17 protein-coding genes are annotated in these 17665 nt (G+C 56.0%); 5 read left to right on the top strand and 12 right to left on the bottom strand.

What is annotated here, in order from left to right:
• Positions 1 to 16: 16 nt before the first annotated feature.
• The gene (locus Poly51_RS19655; RefSeq protein WP_146459489.1) at positions 17 to 1963 is read right to left on the bottom strand and encodes an ABC transporter ATP-binding protein; all 1947 of its coding nucleotides are present in this window, start codon (positions 1961 to 1963) and stop codon (positions 17 to 19) included.
• 204 nt (positions 1964 to 2167) lie between these two features.
• Here Poly51_RS19655 and Poly51_RS19660 point away from each other — a divergent pair, with 204 nt between their 5' ends.
• Complete coding sequence (locus tag Poly51_RS19660; RefSeq protein ID WP_146459490.1) at positions 2168 to 3070, top strand: SGNH/GDSL hydrolase family protein; 903 nt, start codon at positions 2168 to 2170, stop codon at positions 3068 to 3070.
• Positions 3071 to 3125: 55 nt separating this feature from the next.
• Here Poly51_RS19660 and Poly51_RS19665 read toward each other — a convergent pair whose 3' ends face one another.
• Together Poly51_RS19665 and Poly51_RS19670 are read right to left on the bottom strand one after the other, a co-directional pair.
• Positions 3126 to 3983, bottom strand: coding sequence for an ABC transporter permease (locus tag Poly51_RS19665; RefSeq protein WP_146459491.1), 858 nt, complete (start codon positions 3981 to 3983; stop codon positions 3126 to 3128).
• Positions 3984 to 3987: 4 nt separating this feature from the next.
• Positions 3988 to 4866, bottom strand: coding sequence for an ABC transporter permease (locus Poly51_RS19670; RefSeq protein ID WP_146459492.1), 879 nt, complete (start codon positions 4864 to 4866; stop codon positions 3988 to 3990).
• A 227-nt stretch (positions 4867 to 5093) separates the two neighbouring features.
• Here Poly51_RS19670 and Poly51_RS19675 point away from each other — a divergent pair, with 227 nt between their 5' ends.
• Positions 5094 to 5996, top strand: coding sequence for an alpha/beta hydrolase (locus Poly51_RS19675; RefSeq protein WP_186775684.1), 903 nt, complete (start codon positions 5094 to 5096; stop codon positions 5994 to 5996).
• Between the two features lie 30 nt (positions 5997 to 6026).
• On the opposite strand, the gene Poly51_RS19680 is transcribed toward Poly51_RS19675, so the two are convergent.
• The 9 genes from Poly51_RS19680 to Poly51_RS19720 form a co-directional block, all read right to left on the bottom strand.
• Positions 6027 to 6692, bottom strand: a complete 666-nt coding sequence (locus Poly51_RS19680; RefSeq protein WP_146459493.1) for a FliO/MopB family protein — start codon at positions 6690 to 6692, stop codon at positions 6027 to 6029.
• A 16-nt stretch (positions 6693 to 6708) separates the two neighbouring features.
• A complete protein-coding gene (gene fliN / locus Poly51_RS19685) occupies positions 6709 to 7185 on the bottom strand; it encodes a flagellar motor switch protein FliN (protein ID WP_146459494.1) in 477 nt (158 codons plus the stop codon).
• Between the two features lie 71 nt (positions 7186 to 7256).
• Positions 7257 to 7814 carry a dihydrolipoamide acetyltransferase gene (locus Poly51_RS19690; RefSeq protein WP_146459495.1) on the bottom strand — a complete coding sequence of 186 codons (558 nt, stop codon included), beginning with the start codon at positions 7812 to 7814 and terminating at the stop codon, positions 7257 to 7259.
• A 56-nt stretch (positions 7815 to 7870) separates the two neighbouring features.
• Positions 7871 to 8632 (bottom strand): OmpA/MotB family protein, encoded by a 762-nt coding sequence (locus Poly51_RS19695; protein ID WP_146459496.1) that lies wholly within the window; start codon positions 8630 to 8632, stop codon positions 7871 to 7873.
• Positions 8633 to 8635: 3 nt separating this feature from the next.
• The gene (locus Poly51_RS19700) at positions 8636 to 9397 is read right to left on the bottom strand and encodes a motility protein A (RefSeq protein ID WP_146459497.1); all 762 of its coding nucleotides are present in this window, start codon (positions 9395 to 9397) and stop codon (positions 8636 to 8638) included.
• Between the two features lie 84 nt (positions 9398 to 9481).
• Positions 9482 to 9691, bottom strand: coding sequence for a flagellar FlbD family protein (locus tag Poly51_RS19705; protein ID WP_146459498.1), 210 nt, complete (start codon positions 9689 to 9691; stop codon positions 9482 to 9484).
• A gap of 280 nt (positions 9692 to 9971) precedes the next feature.
• The gene (locus tag Poly51_RS19710; protein WP_146459499.1) at positions 9972 to 10658 is read right to left on the bottom strand and encodes a hypothetical protein; all 687 of its coding nucleotides are present in this window, start codon (positions 10656 to 10658) and stop codon (positions 9972 to 9974) included.
• A 5-nt stretch (positions 10659 to 10663) separates the two neighbouring features.
• Positions 10664 to 11809: an NAD(P)/FAD-dependent oxidoreductase gene (locus Poly51_RS19715; protein WP_146459500.1), complete on the bottom strand. Its 1146-nt coding sequence runs from the start codon at positions 11807 to 11809 to the stop codon at positions 10664 to 10666.
• Positions 11806 to 12621, bottom strand: a complete 816-nt coding sequence (locus tag Poly51_RS19720; protein WP_146459501.1) for a TIGR04282 family arsenosugar biosynthesis glycosyltransferase — start codon at positions 12619 to 12621, stop codon at positions 11806 to 11808. Before Poly51_RS19720 ends, Poly51_RS19715 begins: the two co-directional genes overlap by 4 nt.
• 289 nt (positions 12622 to 12910) lie before the next feature.
• Between Poly51_RS19720 and Poly51_RS19725 the strand changes: the two genes are divergently transcribed.
• The 3 genes from Poly51_RS19725 to Poly51_RS19735 are packed head-to-tail and all read left to right on the top strand — an operon-like array spanning position 12911 to position 17561.
• A complete protein-coding gene (locus tag Poly51_RS19725) occupies positions 12911 to 14422 on the top strand; it encodes a serine/threonine protein kinase (RefSeq protein WP_246114623.1) in 1512 nt (503 codons plus the stop codon).
• A 6-nt stretch (positions 14423 to 14428) separates the two neighbouring features.
• Positions 14429 to 15649, top strand: a complete 1221-nt coding sequence (locus Poly51_RS19730; RefSeq protein WP_146459503.1) for a lysophospholipid acyltransferase family protein — start codon at positions 14429 to 14431, stop codon at positions 15647 to 15649.
• A 37-nt stretch (positions 15650 to 15686) separates the two neighbouring features.
• Positions 15687 to 17561: a sulfatase-like hydrolase/transferase gene (locus tag Poly51_RS19735; RefSeq protein ID WP_146459504.1), complete on the top strand. Its 1875-nt coding sequence runs from the start codon at positions 15687 to 15689 to the stop codon at positions 17559 to 17561.
• Positions 17562 to 17665: the final 104 nt, after the last annotated feature.

Here is a 17665-nt window from a genome sequence, read left to right on the forward strand (position 1 = left end):
GGTCAGGCCAGGGCAGTCAAAAATGCGACACATCGTCCCTCGAAACGTCGCCGGTTTGTAGCGTCACCATATCGCGATACTTCCCGCCGCGAGCCACCAACTCGTCATGGGTACCGACTTCCAGAACCTCGCCGTCGCCAAGAACGATGATTTTATCGGCACCGGTGATCGTGCTCAAACGGTGGGCGATCACAAATGCGGTTCGGTCTTTCAGCAGTTCGGCCAGACTGTTCTGGATCATCCGTTCACTCTCGCTATCCAGATTGCTGGTCGCTTCGTCCAAGATCAATATCTTCGGATCGGCCAAAATGGCCCTGGCAATCGCCAATCGCTGGCGTTGGCCACCGGACAGCTTGACGCCACGCTCTCCGATGACGGTGTCGTAACCATCCGGCATTTTGCAGATAAATTCGTCGGCCGCCGCCGCGGTCGCAGCCGCAATGACCTCGTCATGAGTCGACCGACGCCGCGCGTAGGCAATGTTTTCGCGGATCGTGCCATCAAACAGAAAGACATCTTGTTCGACGATACCAAGCAGACTTCGATAGCTCGACAATTCAATGTCACGAAGATCGCGACCGTCCAAGCTGATGCTGCCCGCCGTCGGATCATAGAACCGAGCGATCAAATTGGTCAGCGTCGTCTTGCCCGCGCCGCTGCGTCCGACCAGGGCAACCGTTTGCCCCGCTTCGATCTCGATCGACACATCGCGAAGGACTAACGGCGTGGATTCCGGGTACGAGAACGAAACGTCACGGATCGAGATCGCGCCGCGGACATCCGATCGCTTCAGCGACTTGGCGTTATCGCCCGTCGGCAACTCGTCTTCGATTTCCAAAACGTCCAAGACACGGTCTAACCCAGCCAGATTATTTTGAAACGTCACCGCGCTTCCGGCAATCGTCGCCAACGGATCCAACAGCATCGTCAAGTACACCAGAAACATCATCAGGTCACCGAGCGTCAATTGGCTTTCGATGATTTGATAGCCGCCGTACAACAACAGCCCTGTTGATGCCAACGGGATGATGACTTCCCAAATCGTTTCGATGATTCGCGTCCACCACCAAGTGAACAGTTGCTGGCGAACCAAGAAGTCACCTTCGCGAACGAACCGCGAAGATTCACTGCGACTTCTTGAGAACGTTCGCACGACACGAATTCCGCCAAAGGTCTCCGTCGCCCCCGCATCAATTTTCTGACGCTGCTTTCGAATATCGCGGTACAGCGGACGGATGCGATTGATCCACGTGCGGTGAGTCACCCAGACGATCGGAAGCAACAGCAAACCGCCCACCATCAATTTCCAATCGACCAACATCAGAATGATCAGGCTGCCGATAAACTGGATGATCGCGCGCCACGGATTGTAGATCATGCTGAAGATCAACTCGGCCACGCCACCCGCATCTTCGCGAATCAAACTAGCAACGCCGCCACTTTTCATGTCGTAAACGCGGTGAAGCGGCAGCTTGATCGCATGATCGAAAACGCGACGGCGGATCGCAACTTGCGTTTGGTTGACCGCCTTGGTGGCCGTCCATCGGCTGATCAGCGCAACGATCGTCCCCAATCCTGTCACCACAACGACCACGCCCGCGATCGCGATCAACAATCCCATTCGGGAATCCGGAACGGGGATCGATTCCAACCAGATCGGCAGCGGCTTCGGTGGCGTCGTTAGCGCCGAATCGATCGCAAGTTTCGTCCCGAACGGCGGAATCAATCGCAATCCAATTCCGATGGTCAAGAAAAACAAAGACACCGCGATCTGCGACCGGTGTCCGGCGATCAAGCCCAAAAACGCTCTGAACAGCTCCCAGAATTTGCGGTCGCGCGATCCTAGTTTCCGGGCGCTGCGATCACTGTGCGGATTCGTGTCAGAACGCGTTTTGGACGTATTCCGCTCGCGAACGGTTTCTCGATAATCATTAAATCGGCTGCGACTGGGATGGGTAGGCATGATTAAGTAGTAGTACCGATCCGCCGAATCGACAAGGGATGCCCCCCTGCAAGTGGCGGCGATCGTATCGGCGGGGCGAGCGACAATGGGCAATGAAGACGATCCTCACCACCACGCCGCGAGCCGCCGCAAACTAGAATCCTAGGATCGTCGATCCTGTACGTTGATCTGCGGCCGTCGATTCCCTTTGAAAGTCAAACCACCATGCGTTCAGTCTTGTCCGGCCTTGCCTGCCTTTTTGCCACTTTTGCAGTCGGTGATGAACCTGCGTTCCCGCTGACGGCAAAACGAATCGTCTTCTTGGGCGACTCAATCACGTACGCCGGCCACTATGTTGATGTGATCGACGCGACCGTTGTCGCAAATGGATACGGGCCCGAAATCATCAACCTGGGTCTGTCCAGCGAGACGTGCAGCGGACTTACCGAACCCGACCATCCGTTCCCGCGACCGAACGTGCAAACAAGACTCGACCGCGCGCTGTCGGTACTAAAGCCCGATGTCGTGGTCGCTTGCTATGGGATGAATGACGGCATCTATCACCCATTCAGCGAAGAGCGGTTTGCGATCTACAAAAAGGGCGTCAATGATCTGATCGACAAGGTGACCGCCAGCGGCGCCAAACTGGTCTTGATGACGCCACCGCCGTTTGACCCCGTTCCGATTCAAGGAACGGGCAAATTGGTACCAATCGATGCCATACAATTCGGTTGGAAAACGGTTTACGAAAACTATGACAGAGAAGTCATTAAGAAATACGGTGACTGGGTCAAGCAACAATCCGATCGCGTCGCGATGGTGATCGACCTGCACGCTCCCGTCACGTCCTACCTAGAAGCCAATCGAGCCGTTGACCCTCGCTACACGCTCTCGGCGGACGGCGTCCACATTACCAACGAAGGTCACCGCATTCTCGCCGATGCCATTTTAGACGCTTGGGGCTTGTCGGATCGAAAAACGGCCGACGAGGAAGATGTCAAGAAAACCGCGGCCCGTCAAGCCATCATGAAAGCCGCGTGGCTAACCGAAGTCGGCCACGATCGTCCGGGAATAAACGCGGGACTCCCCATCGACGAAGCCAAGCAAGAAACAAGCGAAATCAAGTAGGTTCCGCGCATCCTCGCCGGCGAGACGGGCATCGCTTTCCAAGTGGCCAAGCAACCTACGAACTTGCGCTTCGATAGCTCAACAACGCTCGGCGGAATACCCATCGACTTGCCAGCAGACTCAAGACCGTTGCCACCAAAGCCCACGCGATCAACATCCATTCTTCGTTGGTCCGTGGACTGATAGGCTTGGCGATCAACCGAGCGGGAACGTTGACGACCAACAGCACCGGAATCACGAAGGTGAAGAAACCGTACATCGGCGTCCCCCAACCCCGATTGTACATCTCCATCGGATAGCGGCTGAAATTGGTAATGTAGAACCAAAAGTTGTACAGCGTTTGGTTCCGTCCCAACCAAATGCTTGTTGCACTCAAACAGATCATCAGGCTGTACATCATCGCGACGCCACAGCCTAGAAAGATGACGTACAAAATCAACGACAGCGCCGATGGAACCATCGGATCCACCTCACGAGTCGCCAACTGGTACAGCGACACCGCCGCGATCAACATTCCCGCAAAGAAGTTCGATAGCGCGCTCCAATCGATCCGTCGAAACGACACCAAAAACTGAGTATCGATCGGCTTCAGCAACGCAAAATCTAAACCACCGGTTCGAATCAACTCGCTAAACTCTTCGGCATTCGGCATGAAGAACGCCTGCACGATACTGTTGATAAACCATGTCGTTGCAATGAACAGGAAAAACTTAGGCTCGTCCCACCCACTGTCTTGCCCGATGGTCTTGGTGTGCTGGAACAGAATCAAATAGAAGCCGACGTTCATTGCCGTCCATCCGATACTGCTAACGCACTGCAACGCAAAGTTCGTCCGAAACGTCATGTCCCGAACCAGACTATTGCGGGCGAACGTCAAAAACACCTTCGTGTAACTAGGCTCGACGCTGGTCATCCGATCAACCTCCGAATCCGCTGTACCGGCGAACGCCACGTGCGTAGGCAACACGACACACAATGATGAAGAATGCCAACCATGCGGCCTCGATGGCCATTTCAATCGGCAATTCATCCTCGGGAACTTTCCCCAGAAACACCGCCGCCGGGAAGTACGCCAAGTATTTGAACGGTAAAAAATTCACGAACGTTTCAATTCCAGGCGGCAGCATCGACAAAGGAAACATGTGGCCCGACAGGAAAAAACTGAACAACATATAGACGAACAGCAGCGATGACACTTCCAAGAACCAGAAGCCAATCATCCCGATCGCCGCTTCCAAAAAGAAACCGATCAAGAATCCCATCACCAATGATCCAATGAACGCGATCACGATGGATGGGGACGGCCAGCCGGAAACGAAGTAGCCACGGCAAAGATAGAACACCAGCGCGAACGGCAGCGTCGCAACGGCATAGTAGGCCAGTTTGTGAGCGATCCGTGTCAGCAGCAGAAATCCGATCAGGTCCACCGGCTGAATCAAATAGCGTTTGATCTCGCCTTCGCGGATCTCTTTCGCGATGCCCGACGCCAAACCCGGCATACTGGAAAACGCTCGAGCGATCATCGTCAATAGATAGTAGGCGACGATTTCGCGAAATCCGAAACCACCGATCGACGCTGCGTCCTCACCTTCGGCTTCACCGATCGAATCAAAAACTGCGTACCACAAAAATATCTGCGTAATGATCGGCAAGAACCGCATCAACGTCCCCAGCGCGAAATCACCTCGATAAACGAGACGTTCGCCTAGGGCCGTCGCCAGAATCGTTCGCCACAGCGACAAACGCTGGCGCAACCCGAAACGTGGCGGAGCGGTTGCAATGACAGAAAACAGCATGGCAAGTGAATTCGCATGGAAAGGAGCGACAACGATCAGGGTGGTGATACTCGCTATCCCGAATTTATGCGATCCCCGACCGAGGATTGATCCAGGGCAAGATGGCGCAGCGGAACCAGCGCAAGTCGAATTCGGTGCGGTAAACTGTGGTCTTGGTGATGCGAACTGCCGCGTCCACTACCCTGCCCTACCCCTCGCGTTTCCTCATTCCAAAAAGCACTCCTGCCATGACATTCAAGCTCACTATCACAACTCTTTTTCTTTCTAGCATGGCTTGGATGGGCGCCAGCGCGGTGGAACCCGTCACGTTGAAGTTGTGGGAAAACGGGGCGCCCGGCGTTACCGCAGACAAAGAAGGGGATGCCCCGAATTTGATCGTCACGCGAATCGATTCCGAGACGCCGACGGCGGGAATCGTGATCCTTCCCGGTGGCGGATACGGTGGCCATGCGATGGACCACGAGGGTCACCAGATCGCTGACTGGTTCAAATCGATGGGCGTGGCGTCCGCCATTTGCGACTACCGACTTCGCGGCAAAGGGAACGCGGGGAAGGGATACGGACACCCGGTGCCGATGCAAGACGCGCAGCGTGCCATTCAAACGATGCGAGCGGGCGCCAAACGCTGGAACATCGATCCGGACCGTATCGGCGTGATCGGATTCTCGGCGGGTGGTCACCTGTGTTCGACCGTATCGACCCAATTTCATGAAGCGGATCCCGATGCAGTCGACCCGATCGACCGATTCTCGTCTCTGCCAAACTTCTCGATCTTGTGCTACCCCGTGATCACGATGGATCCCTCCTTCACTCACGCCGGAAGCCGTCGAAATTTACTGGGCCAAGATCCTGACCCACAATTGGCGCTGTCGCTGTCCAACGAAACGCGAGTGACACCGCAAACGCCACCGACGTTCCTATTCCATACCATCGAGGACAAAGCGGTGCCGGTTGCAAACAGCTTGCGATACTTCGATGCCTGCATCGAACGAGGCGTTGCAGCGGAGCTTCACGTGTTCCCGGCCGGCCGACACGGCTTGGGGTTGGCCGCCGACACACCGGGCGCTTCACAGTGGCCCAGACTCTGTGAGAACTGGCTTCGCGGGCTCGGCATCGTGACCCAACCCTGACCCAACAACATACAACACACGTGACCCCGTTCAGCCCGTTGTCGTGAACAAACGCCCGCGTTGACGTGGCGCGTCGAAGGACGTTCCTAACTCACCGGCAAAACCGGGTTGCGGCTTTTCTTTTTCAATGGATTCGATCGCATCGGCAAAGTTACGTTTCGAGTCACCCAGACAAGCGGCGGTCAGACGTCGGACTTCCTCGGCATCGGTGATTTCAGCAAGCGGGCGGACTTCGGTGGCGGTTTGAGACAGCACCAAAATACGAGCTCCACAGCGGATCATCGTCAATCGCGTTCTCGGGTCGATCGCGGAACTGCCAAGATGTTCCATCACTTCACGCGGGATAGCCCCGGGAGCGATCGACCGCGAACCGTATTTCCGCGTCACCCAAACCATCGCGGCGAACAACCCCAAGACGACGGCCAAGCTGGATGTAACCGTGATCGCGGGGATCGCGAACTGGTTCTTGCTTGGCTCGGCAGTTTCGACGAGTGCGTCGGACGCATGTTCGCGAACTTGGAAGGCTGGGAAGTTTCCGGGGCGAGCGATTTTCGCTTGCGGCGTGACTTCGTCGTCGATCGCCATCGCGGAAGGTCGTTGGTAGACCGATGCGGTATCGAATTCCTGCGCCGCACCATCGGCGGTGACCAAGATCGCCATCGCAGACAACCAACAAAAGATGTGCCTGGTGAGCATGGGGAAGTCCTTGATGTTAGGCGCCGACAAGTTCGGTAACTCGAATACAGAAGTTATCGTTCATGACCAGAACTTCGCCTCGGGCAATCAAGCGTCCGTTGACAAAAATGTCGACGGGATCGCCGGCAAGCTTGTCGAGCGCGACGACGGAACCGCTGCGCAATTGAAGAACTTCTTCGAGTCGCATTTGAGTGCGACCGAGTTCGACCCGCAAATCCATCTCGACTTCGCCGAGCAGATCGATCGGTTGCCGCTGGGCCGGTTCCGTACCGGGCGTCAGATCGCCGAAACTGAACGGTTTCGGCTGGGCTTCGGTCGAAACGTTGTCGCCAACGGCTTCGTCCAGCGACGCAGTGGCTTGGTTGAGAAGATCCTCGATTTCGTCTGTATTGAGCTTCTTTTTCGAGTCCGCCGGATCAGGCCCAGCCGCCGCAACGGCTGGCTTGTCTGCGCTTGCTTCGTTTTCTTCGACTTCGTCGTTCGGATCAGCCACGTTCGTGTCCTTCCCTGGACGATTGGATCATTGAATGGAGAGTGTTTCACACGTGAAACACAAGTTGTGAATCACTGCTCGATCAGTTGATACGACTTAAAGCCGACGCCCAACAGCAAATCTTCCTCGAGCATGTGGTTACATTTCGTCAAAATGCCTCGTTCGAGCAAGCCCAAATTATTTTCGCCGAGCTCTTCCATCGAGCTGTTTCGGATTTTCATGCGAATGGCGTTGCGGAGTCGGCCTTCTTTGCTACCAAATTCCGATTTCATTTTCTCATCGTTTTTCTTCCGGATCAAACCGTAGAGATCGAGCTCGACGCGGTACGTCCGTTCCGTGTCGTGTGGGCTGAAGATTTCGCCATACATCCCCAACTGGAATTCAACGACCTCGTTCTCGTCGGATTCCTGTTCCTCGGCTTCGACTTCGCCTTTTTGAACCGACTGGATCAATTTCGCTTCAGCCAACGCACTGACGTCATCAGCGCTGGGAACAAAGAAAAAGAACATCGCCGTTTCAAGCAGCACGACAACCGCCACGAACGCGATGATCAACATGCGTCCACCGCCGCCGGATTGTGGTTCGGCTGCTACTTCGGCGTCTTCCTTCTCGGGTGCTTCATCTGCCATGGCGCTGTCTCGATTGTTTCGCTTGGACTGTGCGAATGGGATTCAGGAAATATTCTTTAGTTTCCACCGGGAATGACCACGGCGGCATTGCGTTCGGCTTCCGTACCGACAAGGTCGTCGACCGTCTCATCTAGCATGAAGACTTCGACACGCGAATTCTGGGAAACCGAGTTTCCTCGGCCGCTGCTACTCATCGGTTCGCTTGCGGCGGCGGATGAAATCCGGAAACGATTCGGGTTCAATTCCGTATTTCTGGTAAGGAACCGCTGGACCGCGGCGGCGCGACGGATACCTAACATCACAGCTTCTTCGGTACCTTCGGTTCGGGCTGCGTACTCGGCCGATACGTGGCCACGTACTTCGATCTTCTGCGGCTTGCCTCGCATCTGGACGGCCAGATCCGTCAGCACCGATTCGGTTGATTTCGACAAACGATCCGAACCGATTTCGAAAAACACAACGGAACCGACTGCCGTGACTTGTCCGGGCCGGATGATGCGCACAAGCGGTTCTTCGCCGGTCGGTGCCTTTTCAGGCACACCGCCGTTGGCCGTATCTTTTTTCTTGGCGCGTCCGGTCGTTGCAAGCGGTTTGAACGCCGTGCTACGCGGACGTGAATCGCCTGGTGCGAGCGCGTCAAGCGTTTTGGCGTATCCGAATTGTTGCTGCATCGAGTCGACGAGTGCTTGATACGTTTCTTCTTCTTTGATCTCGCTAAGCGACACCAACATGATAAAGAACGTCAGCAGCAAACTCATCATGTCGCCGAACGTCACAACCCACTCGGGGATGCCGATCACATCTTCTTCTTGATCCATGATTTACTCCGCAGCACGTTGTTTGGGCGGCAGGAATGTACGCAGCTTCTGGTCGATCGCACGAGGGCTTTCGCCGGATTGAATGGCCATGACTCCTCGAATGGCGATTTCAAGACTGATCACTTCGTTGCGGCTGATCAGACCCAATTTTTCCGCAAACGGGCAACAGATAACGTTGGCCACGATAGCGCCGTAGAGCGTCGTGATCAACGCAACCGCCATACCGGCACCAATCCCGGATGGGTCGGACATGTCTTGAAGCATCATGATCAAACCCATCAACGTCCCGATCATCCCATAGGCGGGCGCGAATCGCCCGAGTTGGTCCATGATGCCCTTTCCTTCGCGGTGACGACACTGGATGGCCTCGACTTCGGTCCGCAAGACTTCTTCTACAATTTCAGGCGTGCTGCCGTCGACAGCCATTTGGATGCCTGTTTTGACGAGCGGGTTTGCGATGTCGGCCACTTTGGATTCGAGTGCCAGCAATCCGTCGCGTCGCGCCGTTTCGGCCAACTCGACGATCTGCTTGATCAGTGCCAAGCGATCTTCACCCTTGTTCAATAGCACCTTCAGCGCGATCATCGGCGACTTCAGCATACTGCTAAGCGGGAATGCAATCAGCGCGGCCGCGACCGCTCCCCCGCAAACAACCATGAACGACGGGATGTCGATGAAGGCTGAAAAGGGAGCGTTACCTAACGCGATCGATCCGAGGATCAAACCGACGGCGAGGATCACACCGACGAGGCTAGCGATATCCATGGTTCGTTATCTATGTCGCAATGTGCGAGTACGTGGATGAAGGAAGTTTGAGAACACTCGTGTCTGCAGCGATGGACGTTAGGCCTAACCCGCCATCACTCGCGGCATCGGCATGAAGTGCTTTTTCTGTTGGTAGTCAACAGCACGTTCGATCACGACATCCATCGACTCGACAACAACAATGCGGTCGCCCGATGTCAGGGTGATGAAGGTATCGGGGCGTCGTTCGACGTATCGAATCAGTTCGGCATTGAGCACGAAAGGCTCACCGTCGAGCCGCGTTAGCTTGATCATCTACATCACCCCGTGTTTGGATTCACAATTCGCCGATGGCAAATTTCCATCGGAAACGCCCGTAGTGACCTCGACCCAAGGGATCGATGGCACTCGTTCGTCAGGGAATGCTAGGACACGGTGCATGCACGAGACGGGTGTGGCGAAAAAGAAACACCATCTTCTCTGGTTGGTTCGACTCACCCGTCTGATACGAGCGACAGAATCGGTATAAACCGACTTTCGAACGCCGAAAGTTGAGCCACAACACAACAAACGGCAAGCAACCCGACCTTTTGTACTAGCCACGTCGGGGGCGATAGAGATCAAGCGTGGACCGACCCGCCAAACTTGCATACGTGGCGACGATCTCCTTCAACCCGGTCAAGAACGTTGTTTCGGACAACGGTTCGCCCGCCATTGCTTTCCCGATCGCAAAGAAATAGTCCGCCGGAAGCGCAAACCCCAGTTCGATCGCATCGGCGATTCCGGTCACCACGATGACGGACTCGGCGTCGAACGTTTCGTCTCCGCCGTAGGGCGTCGACAACGTCAATCGGAAATCGGGAGGCACGTCGCTGGTGTCTTCATCCGGTTCATCGGCTTCGACCGCGACGGTTTCGATCCGCGTCACTTTGGCGGGACAACGCAGCCGATCACGCAACAGATCCGTTTGCAACAACATCTCCAACCCGTTCTCGATCCACTGTCCATAAGTCATGGGCAGCGCCGGAACGAGTTCGGGTTGCTGGGCCTGCAGCGCCGAAACTGCCAACGGCGACAACGACCGATCCGGCAGCATCGGAAGCGGTTCCTCGTCGTGATTGCGATGCGAGTTCGCTACCGCGACGGCCTCGAAAACCGTGACGTCATATCCCATAAATCGGCCGTACAGCGCCGCTTCGATTCCTAGCGGTCCGGCGCCGATCACGGCGATTGATCCGGGCGGGTCAAGGGTGGGTGAGTCGTCGATTTCTTCGTTTTGCATAGGGATCAATGAGGTTGAGTTTGTTGTTTGCCGACGCGAAACGCGTCCAGAGAGACCGCGGGCGTATTTCCCTCGATCAAATCGGACAGCACGATCGCGGTCCCCGGCGACAAGTGGACACCGCTGCGAAAATGCCCCGCCGCGACATATAAGTTTGGATGGTTGGGCACACGACCGATCATGGGGAAACCGTCAAAAGTCAATGGACGCAGGCCCGACCATTGATGAATCCTCGCTGCCGATGCCAGCTCGGGTGCCATCGCGACTGCGAACGCATTCAGCTGGTCAAGCATCGCTTCATCAGTGCCCAATTGGAATCCGACCTCTTCTTCGCATGATCCCACCAATGTCGAACCGTCGTCGCGGCACATCACATATCGGTGACCCACATTGACGACGGAACCCACGACGGGCCGTTCTGTTTTCAACAGCAAAATCTGACCACGGATCGGAATGATCGATTGTTCAAGTTGCAACATTTCGGCGACGCTGCCCGTCCATGAACCACCGCAGACGATCATCGCATCCGCCGAATACCATTGATCGCCGCAGCGGCATCGGGACGCGTTATCGCCGGATTCGATCGCTTCGACCGAAACATTTTCGACGATGGTCACACCGGCCGATCGACAAGCGGCCGCCAGAGCCTTCAAGTAGCGTGGTGTGCGAATTTGAGACTCATCGGGAACCCACCAAGCCGACGCAACCGGTTCGTCATTAGCCGACGTACGCGTGATCCATGACTTGATCGCCGGTTCGCGCCGCGCGACTTCGTCAACGGCGACCGCGTGACATTCGATGCCCAATTCGTCCCAGTAGCCGGTCATCCCGATCATCGAAGCGCGCTCGCCGGGCGTGTCGGCCAAATACCAACCCCCACACCGTCGCAGTCCGATGTCGATGTCCGTCAAACGCTGAAGCTTCGCGGCCCATTCGGGAAACAGCCGATGCGACAACCCGCGAAGTTGGTCGATCGGATCGGTGGCCGTGTCAAAATTCGCCGGGGGCAGAATCCCAGCGGCTGCCCAAGACGTCGCCTTGCCGACGCGACCGCGATCCAGAATCGTCACCTGGTAGCCTCGATTCGACAATTCCCATGCCGTCGCCAGTCCAATAACGCCGCCGCCGACGATCAGGATATGAGACTTCATGAAGGAATCTCCGGCGCAGTGGCGCCCTCGAGTACACGATCAATATTCCTAGCGAACTCGACCAACGACGACGATTCGTCCGACACGACTTGGCGAGACAATTGACGACGAAGGCCGTTGAGTTGCGTGACTGTATCGACGTCTTCGCGGACTTCCAGCATGGACACCTTCCAACCCAAATTGCCGATCCGATCCCGAGTCATTTCCAACACCGACGAGGTGCCCCAAGGGATCTCGGAAAACAGTTCACCCAGTTGGGTACGGACCGAGCGGTTTGATGCCACCCGATGCGACCGAATCGCGATCAAATAGTATCCGCCATCCATGGCCGGCCCCAACACGATATCGCACGTTTCCAATGCCGCCGCCGCTTGGCGCAGATCGTCTTGCGACAACAAGGGGCAGTCCGCACCAATCACGATCGCCGCGACCGGCGATTCGGAATGGACGTCCGAAAAAACGCTCGTGAACCACGTCTCCATTCGTTTGCCCAAGTCGCCGTCGGACTGAACGGTTATCGACCAGTTCTGTTCCAATCTCCATGCGACAAGTTGGCTCTGCAGCCGGCTTCCTGCTTCGGCGGGAGCGTAAACCAGCGTTCTTTCGTCGGCCGTCTGGGCAAGCGAGCGACACAAATGGTGGACAAAAAGTCGGTGCAGGGCGGCCGCCGCTTCGAATCCAATCGAGACCGCCAATCGCGTCTTGACTCGGCCGGGTTGCCAGTCCTTCATCATCAACCCGATACGAATCGACAGTCGCTCTTCGCCGGGAATGCGTTCAGCGGCTTCGGCGGGGTCAGCTTCGCGTGGCAACGGTCAAGGATGTAAGATTGAGTGGCGGAAATGCTTCGCAAGAACACACTCTTACGATTAGACTAAGGGAGCCGTGGGTGAACTTGCAGCGTCGTGACGGGGGACGCATCGCCGGAGCGGAAGCAACGGATTTTTGTTTACCGATGCAATAAAGCTTAACCACCCCATCCAAACCTGTTATCTTCTCACAACTTCATTTTACTCTCCATGGGGTCACGGTCGGCAGCCCATGTCGCAGCAACAGCTCACCTCGCAAAGATTCCTCGAAATCGTCGCTAAAAGCGGGCTCGTGGACGCCAAGGTTTCCGACCGCCTGGTCGTGAAGGTGCGCGAGAAGTTAGACGGCGGACTCCCGTCGAACCCGAAAAAACTTGCGGGAATCTTCAAGAAAGAAGGTTTGCTGACGGCGTGGCATATCGAGAAGTTGCTTGCGGGCAAATACAAGGGCTTCTTTTTAGGGAAATACAAACTGCTCGGCCACATCGGCACCGGCGGCATGAGCAGCGTGTATCTGGCCGAACACGTTCGCATGGGCGACAAACGGGCGATCAAAGTTTTGCCTAAGAGCCGCGTTCGCGACGCAACCTACTTGGCTCGGTTTCAATTGGAAGCCAAAGCGATCGCGTCGCTGAATCATCCCAACATCGTGATGGCGTACGACATCGACAACGAAGGCGATGTCCACTACATCGTGATGGAGTACGTCGACGGGCTCGATCTACAGCAGCTCGTCAAGCGTGACGGTGCGATGGATTTCTCCACCGCCGCCGAAGTCATCTCGCAAGCCGCGCGGGGCCTCGCTCACGCCCACGAACGTGGCGTCATTCACCGCGACGTGAAACCAGCCAACCTCTTGATCGATCCCGTCGGCGGCGTCCGGTTGTTGGACATGGGTTTGGCACTGGTGACGGCCGGCGACGACGAATCGTTGACCATTGCAAACAACGAGAACGTACTGGGCACGGCTGACTACCTGGCCCCCGAACAAGCGCTCAACAGTCACCAAGTCGATCATCGCGCCGACATCTACGGACTCGGTTGCACGTTGTACTTTTTGCTGACCGCCAAACCTCCATTCAGTGACGGGACGCTCGCTCAACGGATCGCCAAGCATCAAACTGAAATGCCGACATCGATTCGTCAACTCAGATCCGATTGCCCAGGCGAACTGGAAGGCATATGTGTCAAGATGATCCAGAAGGATCCGAAGTACCGCTATCAGTCCGCCAGCGAAGTTGCCGAAGTACTTACGAAGTTTGCAATGGCGGTCCCCAAAGGTTCGACAGTCACCGCAGGGATGGGAGCTCGACCGAACTTCGACGGCGCGGGGTCGTCTTCGATTTCGCTGGATGATCTACAGCGTTCATCCGTGGGCCAAGGTGACACGATCACCAACAAGAACGATGACACACTTGCCAGCGCTCGCAGCGAGTTGATCCGCGGCAATGGAATCAGCGCCAGTGATAGCGGACGTTTGGTGGATGTGAAGCAACGGCCGGACTTGATCGACGGCAGCTTCCTTGATCTGCAACTCGAATCGGGCTATCGCCCCAGCTCCAATGTCGCCCAACGAGGCTCGGCCTCCAACCCAATATCAGGCAGTATTTCATCCGTGGGTCGCCCCGCCATGCGATCGACGTCGACATCGGATGTCCATGAAGATTCGGGTTCAGGCAGCGGACGACGAAGACCATCGCAAGTCAACAAAGGACTTGACCCCATATTGATCGGTGCGTTGGTGACGGCCCTGTTCATCATCGCGTTGGCGATCGGGTTCTTTCTCGCGCGGGTCACGAGCTAAACGTACATGACCGTTGTTCTGGATCGCCCTTACCAATTTGTGCCACCTCATCGTGGTGATTGGTGGCCCTCGTTCATCCAAACGTTTCGCATCGTCGACTGGTATCTGAAGAAGGCCGAAGGCGTCGTCGCATACGAATGTCGCGGGCTCGAACACTGGGACGCGTCTCTAAAACGAGGCGACGCAATTCTGTTGGCGCCCAACCATTGTCGATACGCCGATCCGTTGGTCTTGGGATGGCCGGCCAGACAACTCGGATGCCACGTTCACGCGATGGCGTCATGGCACTTGTTCGCCAAAAGCAAATTTGACGCGTTCGCGATTCAAAAAATGGGCGGGTTCAGTATCAATCGCGAATCCAGCGACCGTGCATCGTTAGAAGCCGCGATCGGAATTTTGACCAAGGCCGAACGACCGCTGATTCTGTTCCCCGAAGGAACCACCAACCGAACCAACGATGTACTCAAGCCGTTACTCGAAGGTGTCGCGTTCATTGCTCGATCAGCAGCAAAACGACGTGAAAAAGAATCCGGCGGTCAGTTGGTCATGCACCCGGTGGCGATGAAGTATCTGTGCACCAGCGGCGCGCGGGACTGGGCCGACGAACAACTGAGGCAACTCGAATTGCATCTCGGATGGCGTCCACTGGCCAGCCGATCCATTTTGCAGCGAACGATACGGTTGGCCGAAGCCCTGTTGTCGCTCAAAGAGATCGAATACTTCGGCGGCGTTCGTTCGGGCGACTTACCCAGTCGACGTGATGGCCTGATCGAGCACGTTTTGGCGGCAAGCGAATCACGACTGGCAATCGCGAACGAAAACGCCGATGTCCGCAGCCGTGTTCGAGCGATCCGCAATGCCGTTGTCTCTGGACGGTTCAGCGCCGACACGCACGACATCTCCTCGCTTCAACATGACGCCGCGGCCGCCGACTTGGCACAAGAATTGATGTCCTATCCCGACGGATATCTGATGGCCGCCGACGTCACCGACACACGCATCGTCGAAACAATCCAGCGGATGCAAGAATCGTTCTTCGGCCGCGCAAACGTCGAGGTGCCACTGAAGGTCGTGATCCAATGCGACGCGCCGATTCGCGTTTCGCCCGACAAACCCCCGCGAGGCCAAGTCGATCCCGTCATGTCCCAACTGGAAAATCGATTGACGTCCATGATCGCCTCGCTATCGGCGGAAGCACGCGACGCAATCAGTTCCGGTCTGGTCTAAGCAACGCCCTGCCCCGCACCAACTTGAAATTCTAGCAATGCAAATCGAAAGGCTAACGATGAAGGCCCTGTTCACATCCGTTTTTGCACTCCTGACACTCTATGGAAACGTTGTCGCCGATGACAGACCCAACGTCATCATCGTCATGCCCGATGACGTAAGCCATGGGGTGTTTACTTACTACAATCCAGAATCGACTTCGCAAACGCCCAACATCGATCGATTGGCCGAAACGAGTGTCCGTCTGACCGACTTTCATGTTTCTCCCAGTTGCGCGCCGACTCGCGCCGCTGCGCTGACAGGCCGATCCAATAGCGTCTCGGGGATTTGGCACACCATCGCTGGCCGAAGTCTGCTTCGCAACGATGAAATCACGATGGCCGACATCTTCCGGCACAATGGATATGCCACCGCAATGATTGGCAAGTGGCACCTGGGCGACAACTATCCCTTTCGCCCCAAAGATCGAGGTTTCGAGTATGTTGCGTGGACCAAAGGCGGTGGCGCCGGCCAGCAACCCGATTACTGGGGCAACATGCATCACGCCGCCCACTACTGGGTGAACGACGCCTTGGTCGAAATGACGGACGAAGACGACGGATTGAAAGGAGCCTTTCTGACGAATTCGATGTTCAATCGAGCCTTCGAGTTCATGGAAGAAAACCAGAAGAACAACAAGCCGTTCTTCGTCTACTTGCCGACCGCCGCCGCACACAGCCCCTGGCCCCAGGGACCGGAAGATGCACGAAGCGGACTCAGTTCCAAGCCAGCCACGGTCGAAAACATTGATAAGAACGTGGGACGACTCGTCAGCTTTCTTGACGAGAAGAATCTCGCCGACAACACCATCCTGATCTTCTTCACCGACAACGGCAGCGGCGAATTCATGTATCGGGGCGGAAAGATCTCTTACTTTGACGGCGGAACGCGAGTCCCCAGCTATGTCCGTTGGCCCGCAGGCGGCCTGGGTGGCGACGGACGGGGAAGAGATGTGACTCCGTTGACGTGTCACATGGATTGGCTGCCCACTTTGATGGACATGATTGGCTTAGACGACGTCCCCAACCGACCAAAAAAACTGAAATTGCACGGCCAGAGTTTTAAGAGTTTCTTGGATGCCGACGCGGGCAACGATTCCGATTCAGATTTCCGAAACAGAAAAGTCACCGTCTGCAATATGCGGAGAGAAAAGTTTGATAAGTACCGAAATCTCTCCGTCAAAAAAGATGAATGGGACGACGATACGATTGTCCATAAGTGGCGACTGACCCGGTCCGGATCAAAATCCGAGTGGGAGCTTTGGGACGTACTAGCCGATCGAGCTCAGACAAAAAATCTGATCGCAGATCCAGCCAACGCCGACGTCGTGGCGGAACTCAAACAAGCCTATGAAGATTGGTACGCGTTAGTAGCAGAACGCCAAGACGAATTCGCCCGCATCGTGATTGGTCATCCCGCGGAACCAGTCACCCAACTCAACAGCCACGACTTTCACAACCAAGAATTGTGGAATCATAAAATCGTGGCTGAAGGAACAACGGGCAGCGGTTTCCTTGCCGTCGATTTTGCCACGCCAGGATCGTACCACTTTGATCTGCGCCGCTGGCCGAAAGAGGTCGAAGAAGAGTCAACGCTTACAACCGCGCCGAGCGGAAAAGTCTATGACGGCAAGAGCGTCCCCAAAGCGATCGACGTCGCCAGCGCGCGAATCAAGATCTGGAACGGAGACAATGTTTATACGGACCAAAAAAAGGATGCTGTAGCAGGCGCCGACGGCATCCCCTTTCGAATCGACAATCTTCCCAAGGGACCCGCATTCGTGCAAACGTGGTTTTACAACTCCGCCGGCGAACCCGAAGGCGCCGTGTACTACAACTACGCACGCCCGGCCGCGATCACGACGGCAGAATAGTCGACGGCAAAGCCGCGTGCCGCCAGTTCAGTTCAGGTAGGGTGCGTGGCGAGCACGCACCTTACTCCGCTCGTTCTCGATATTATTCCCACCCACACTGTCTC

This window comes from Rubripirellula tenax, from assembly GCF_007860125.1.
GTDB classification, from domain to species: Bacteria; Planctomycetota; Planctomycetia; order Pirellulales; family Pirellulaceae; genus Rubripirellula; species Rubripirellula tenax.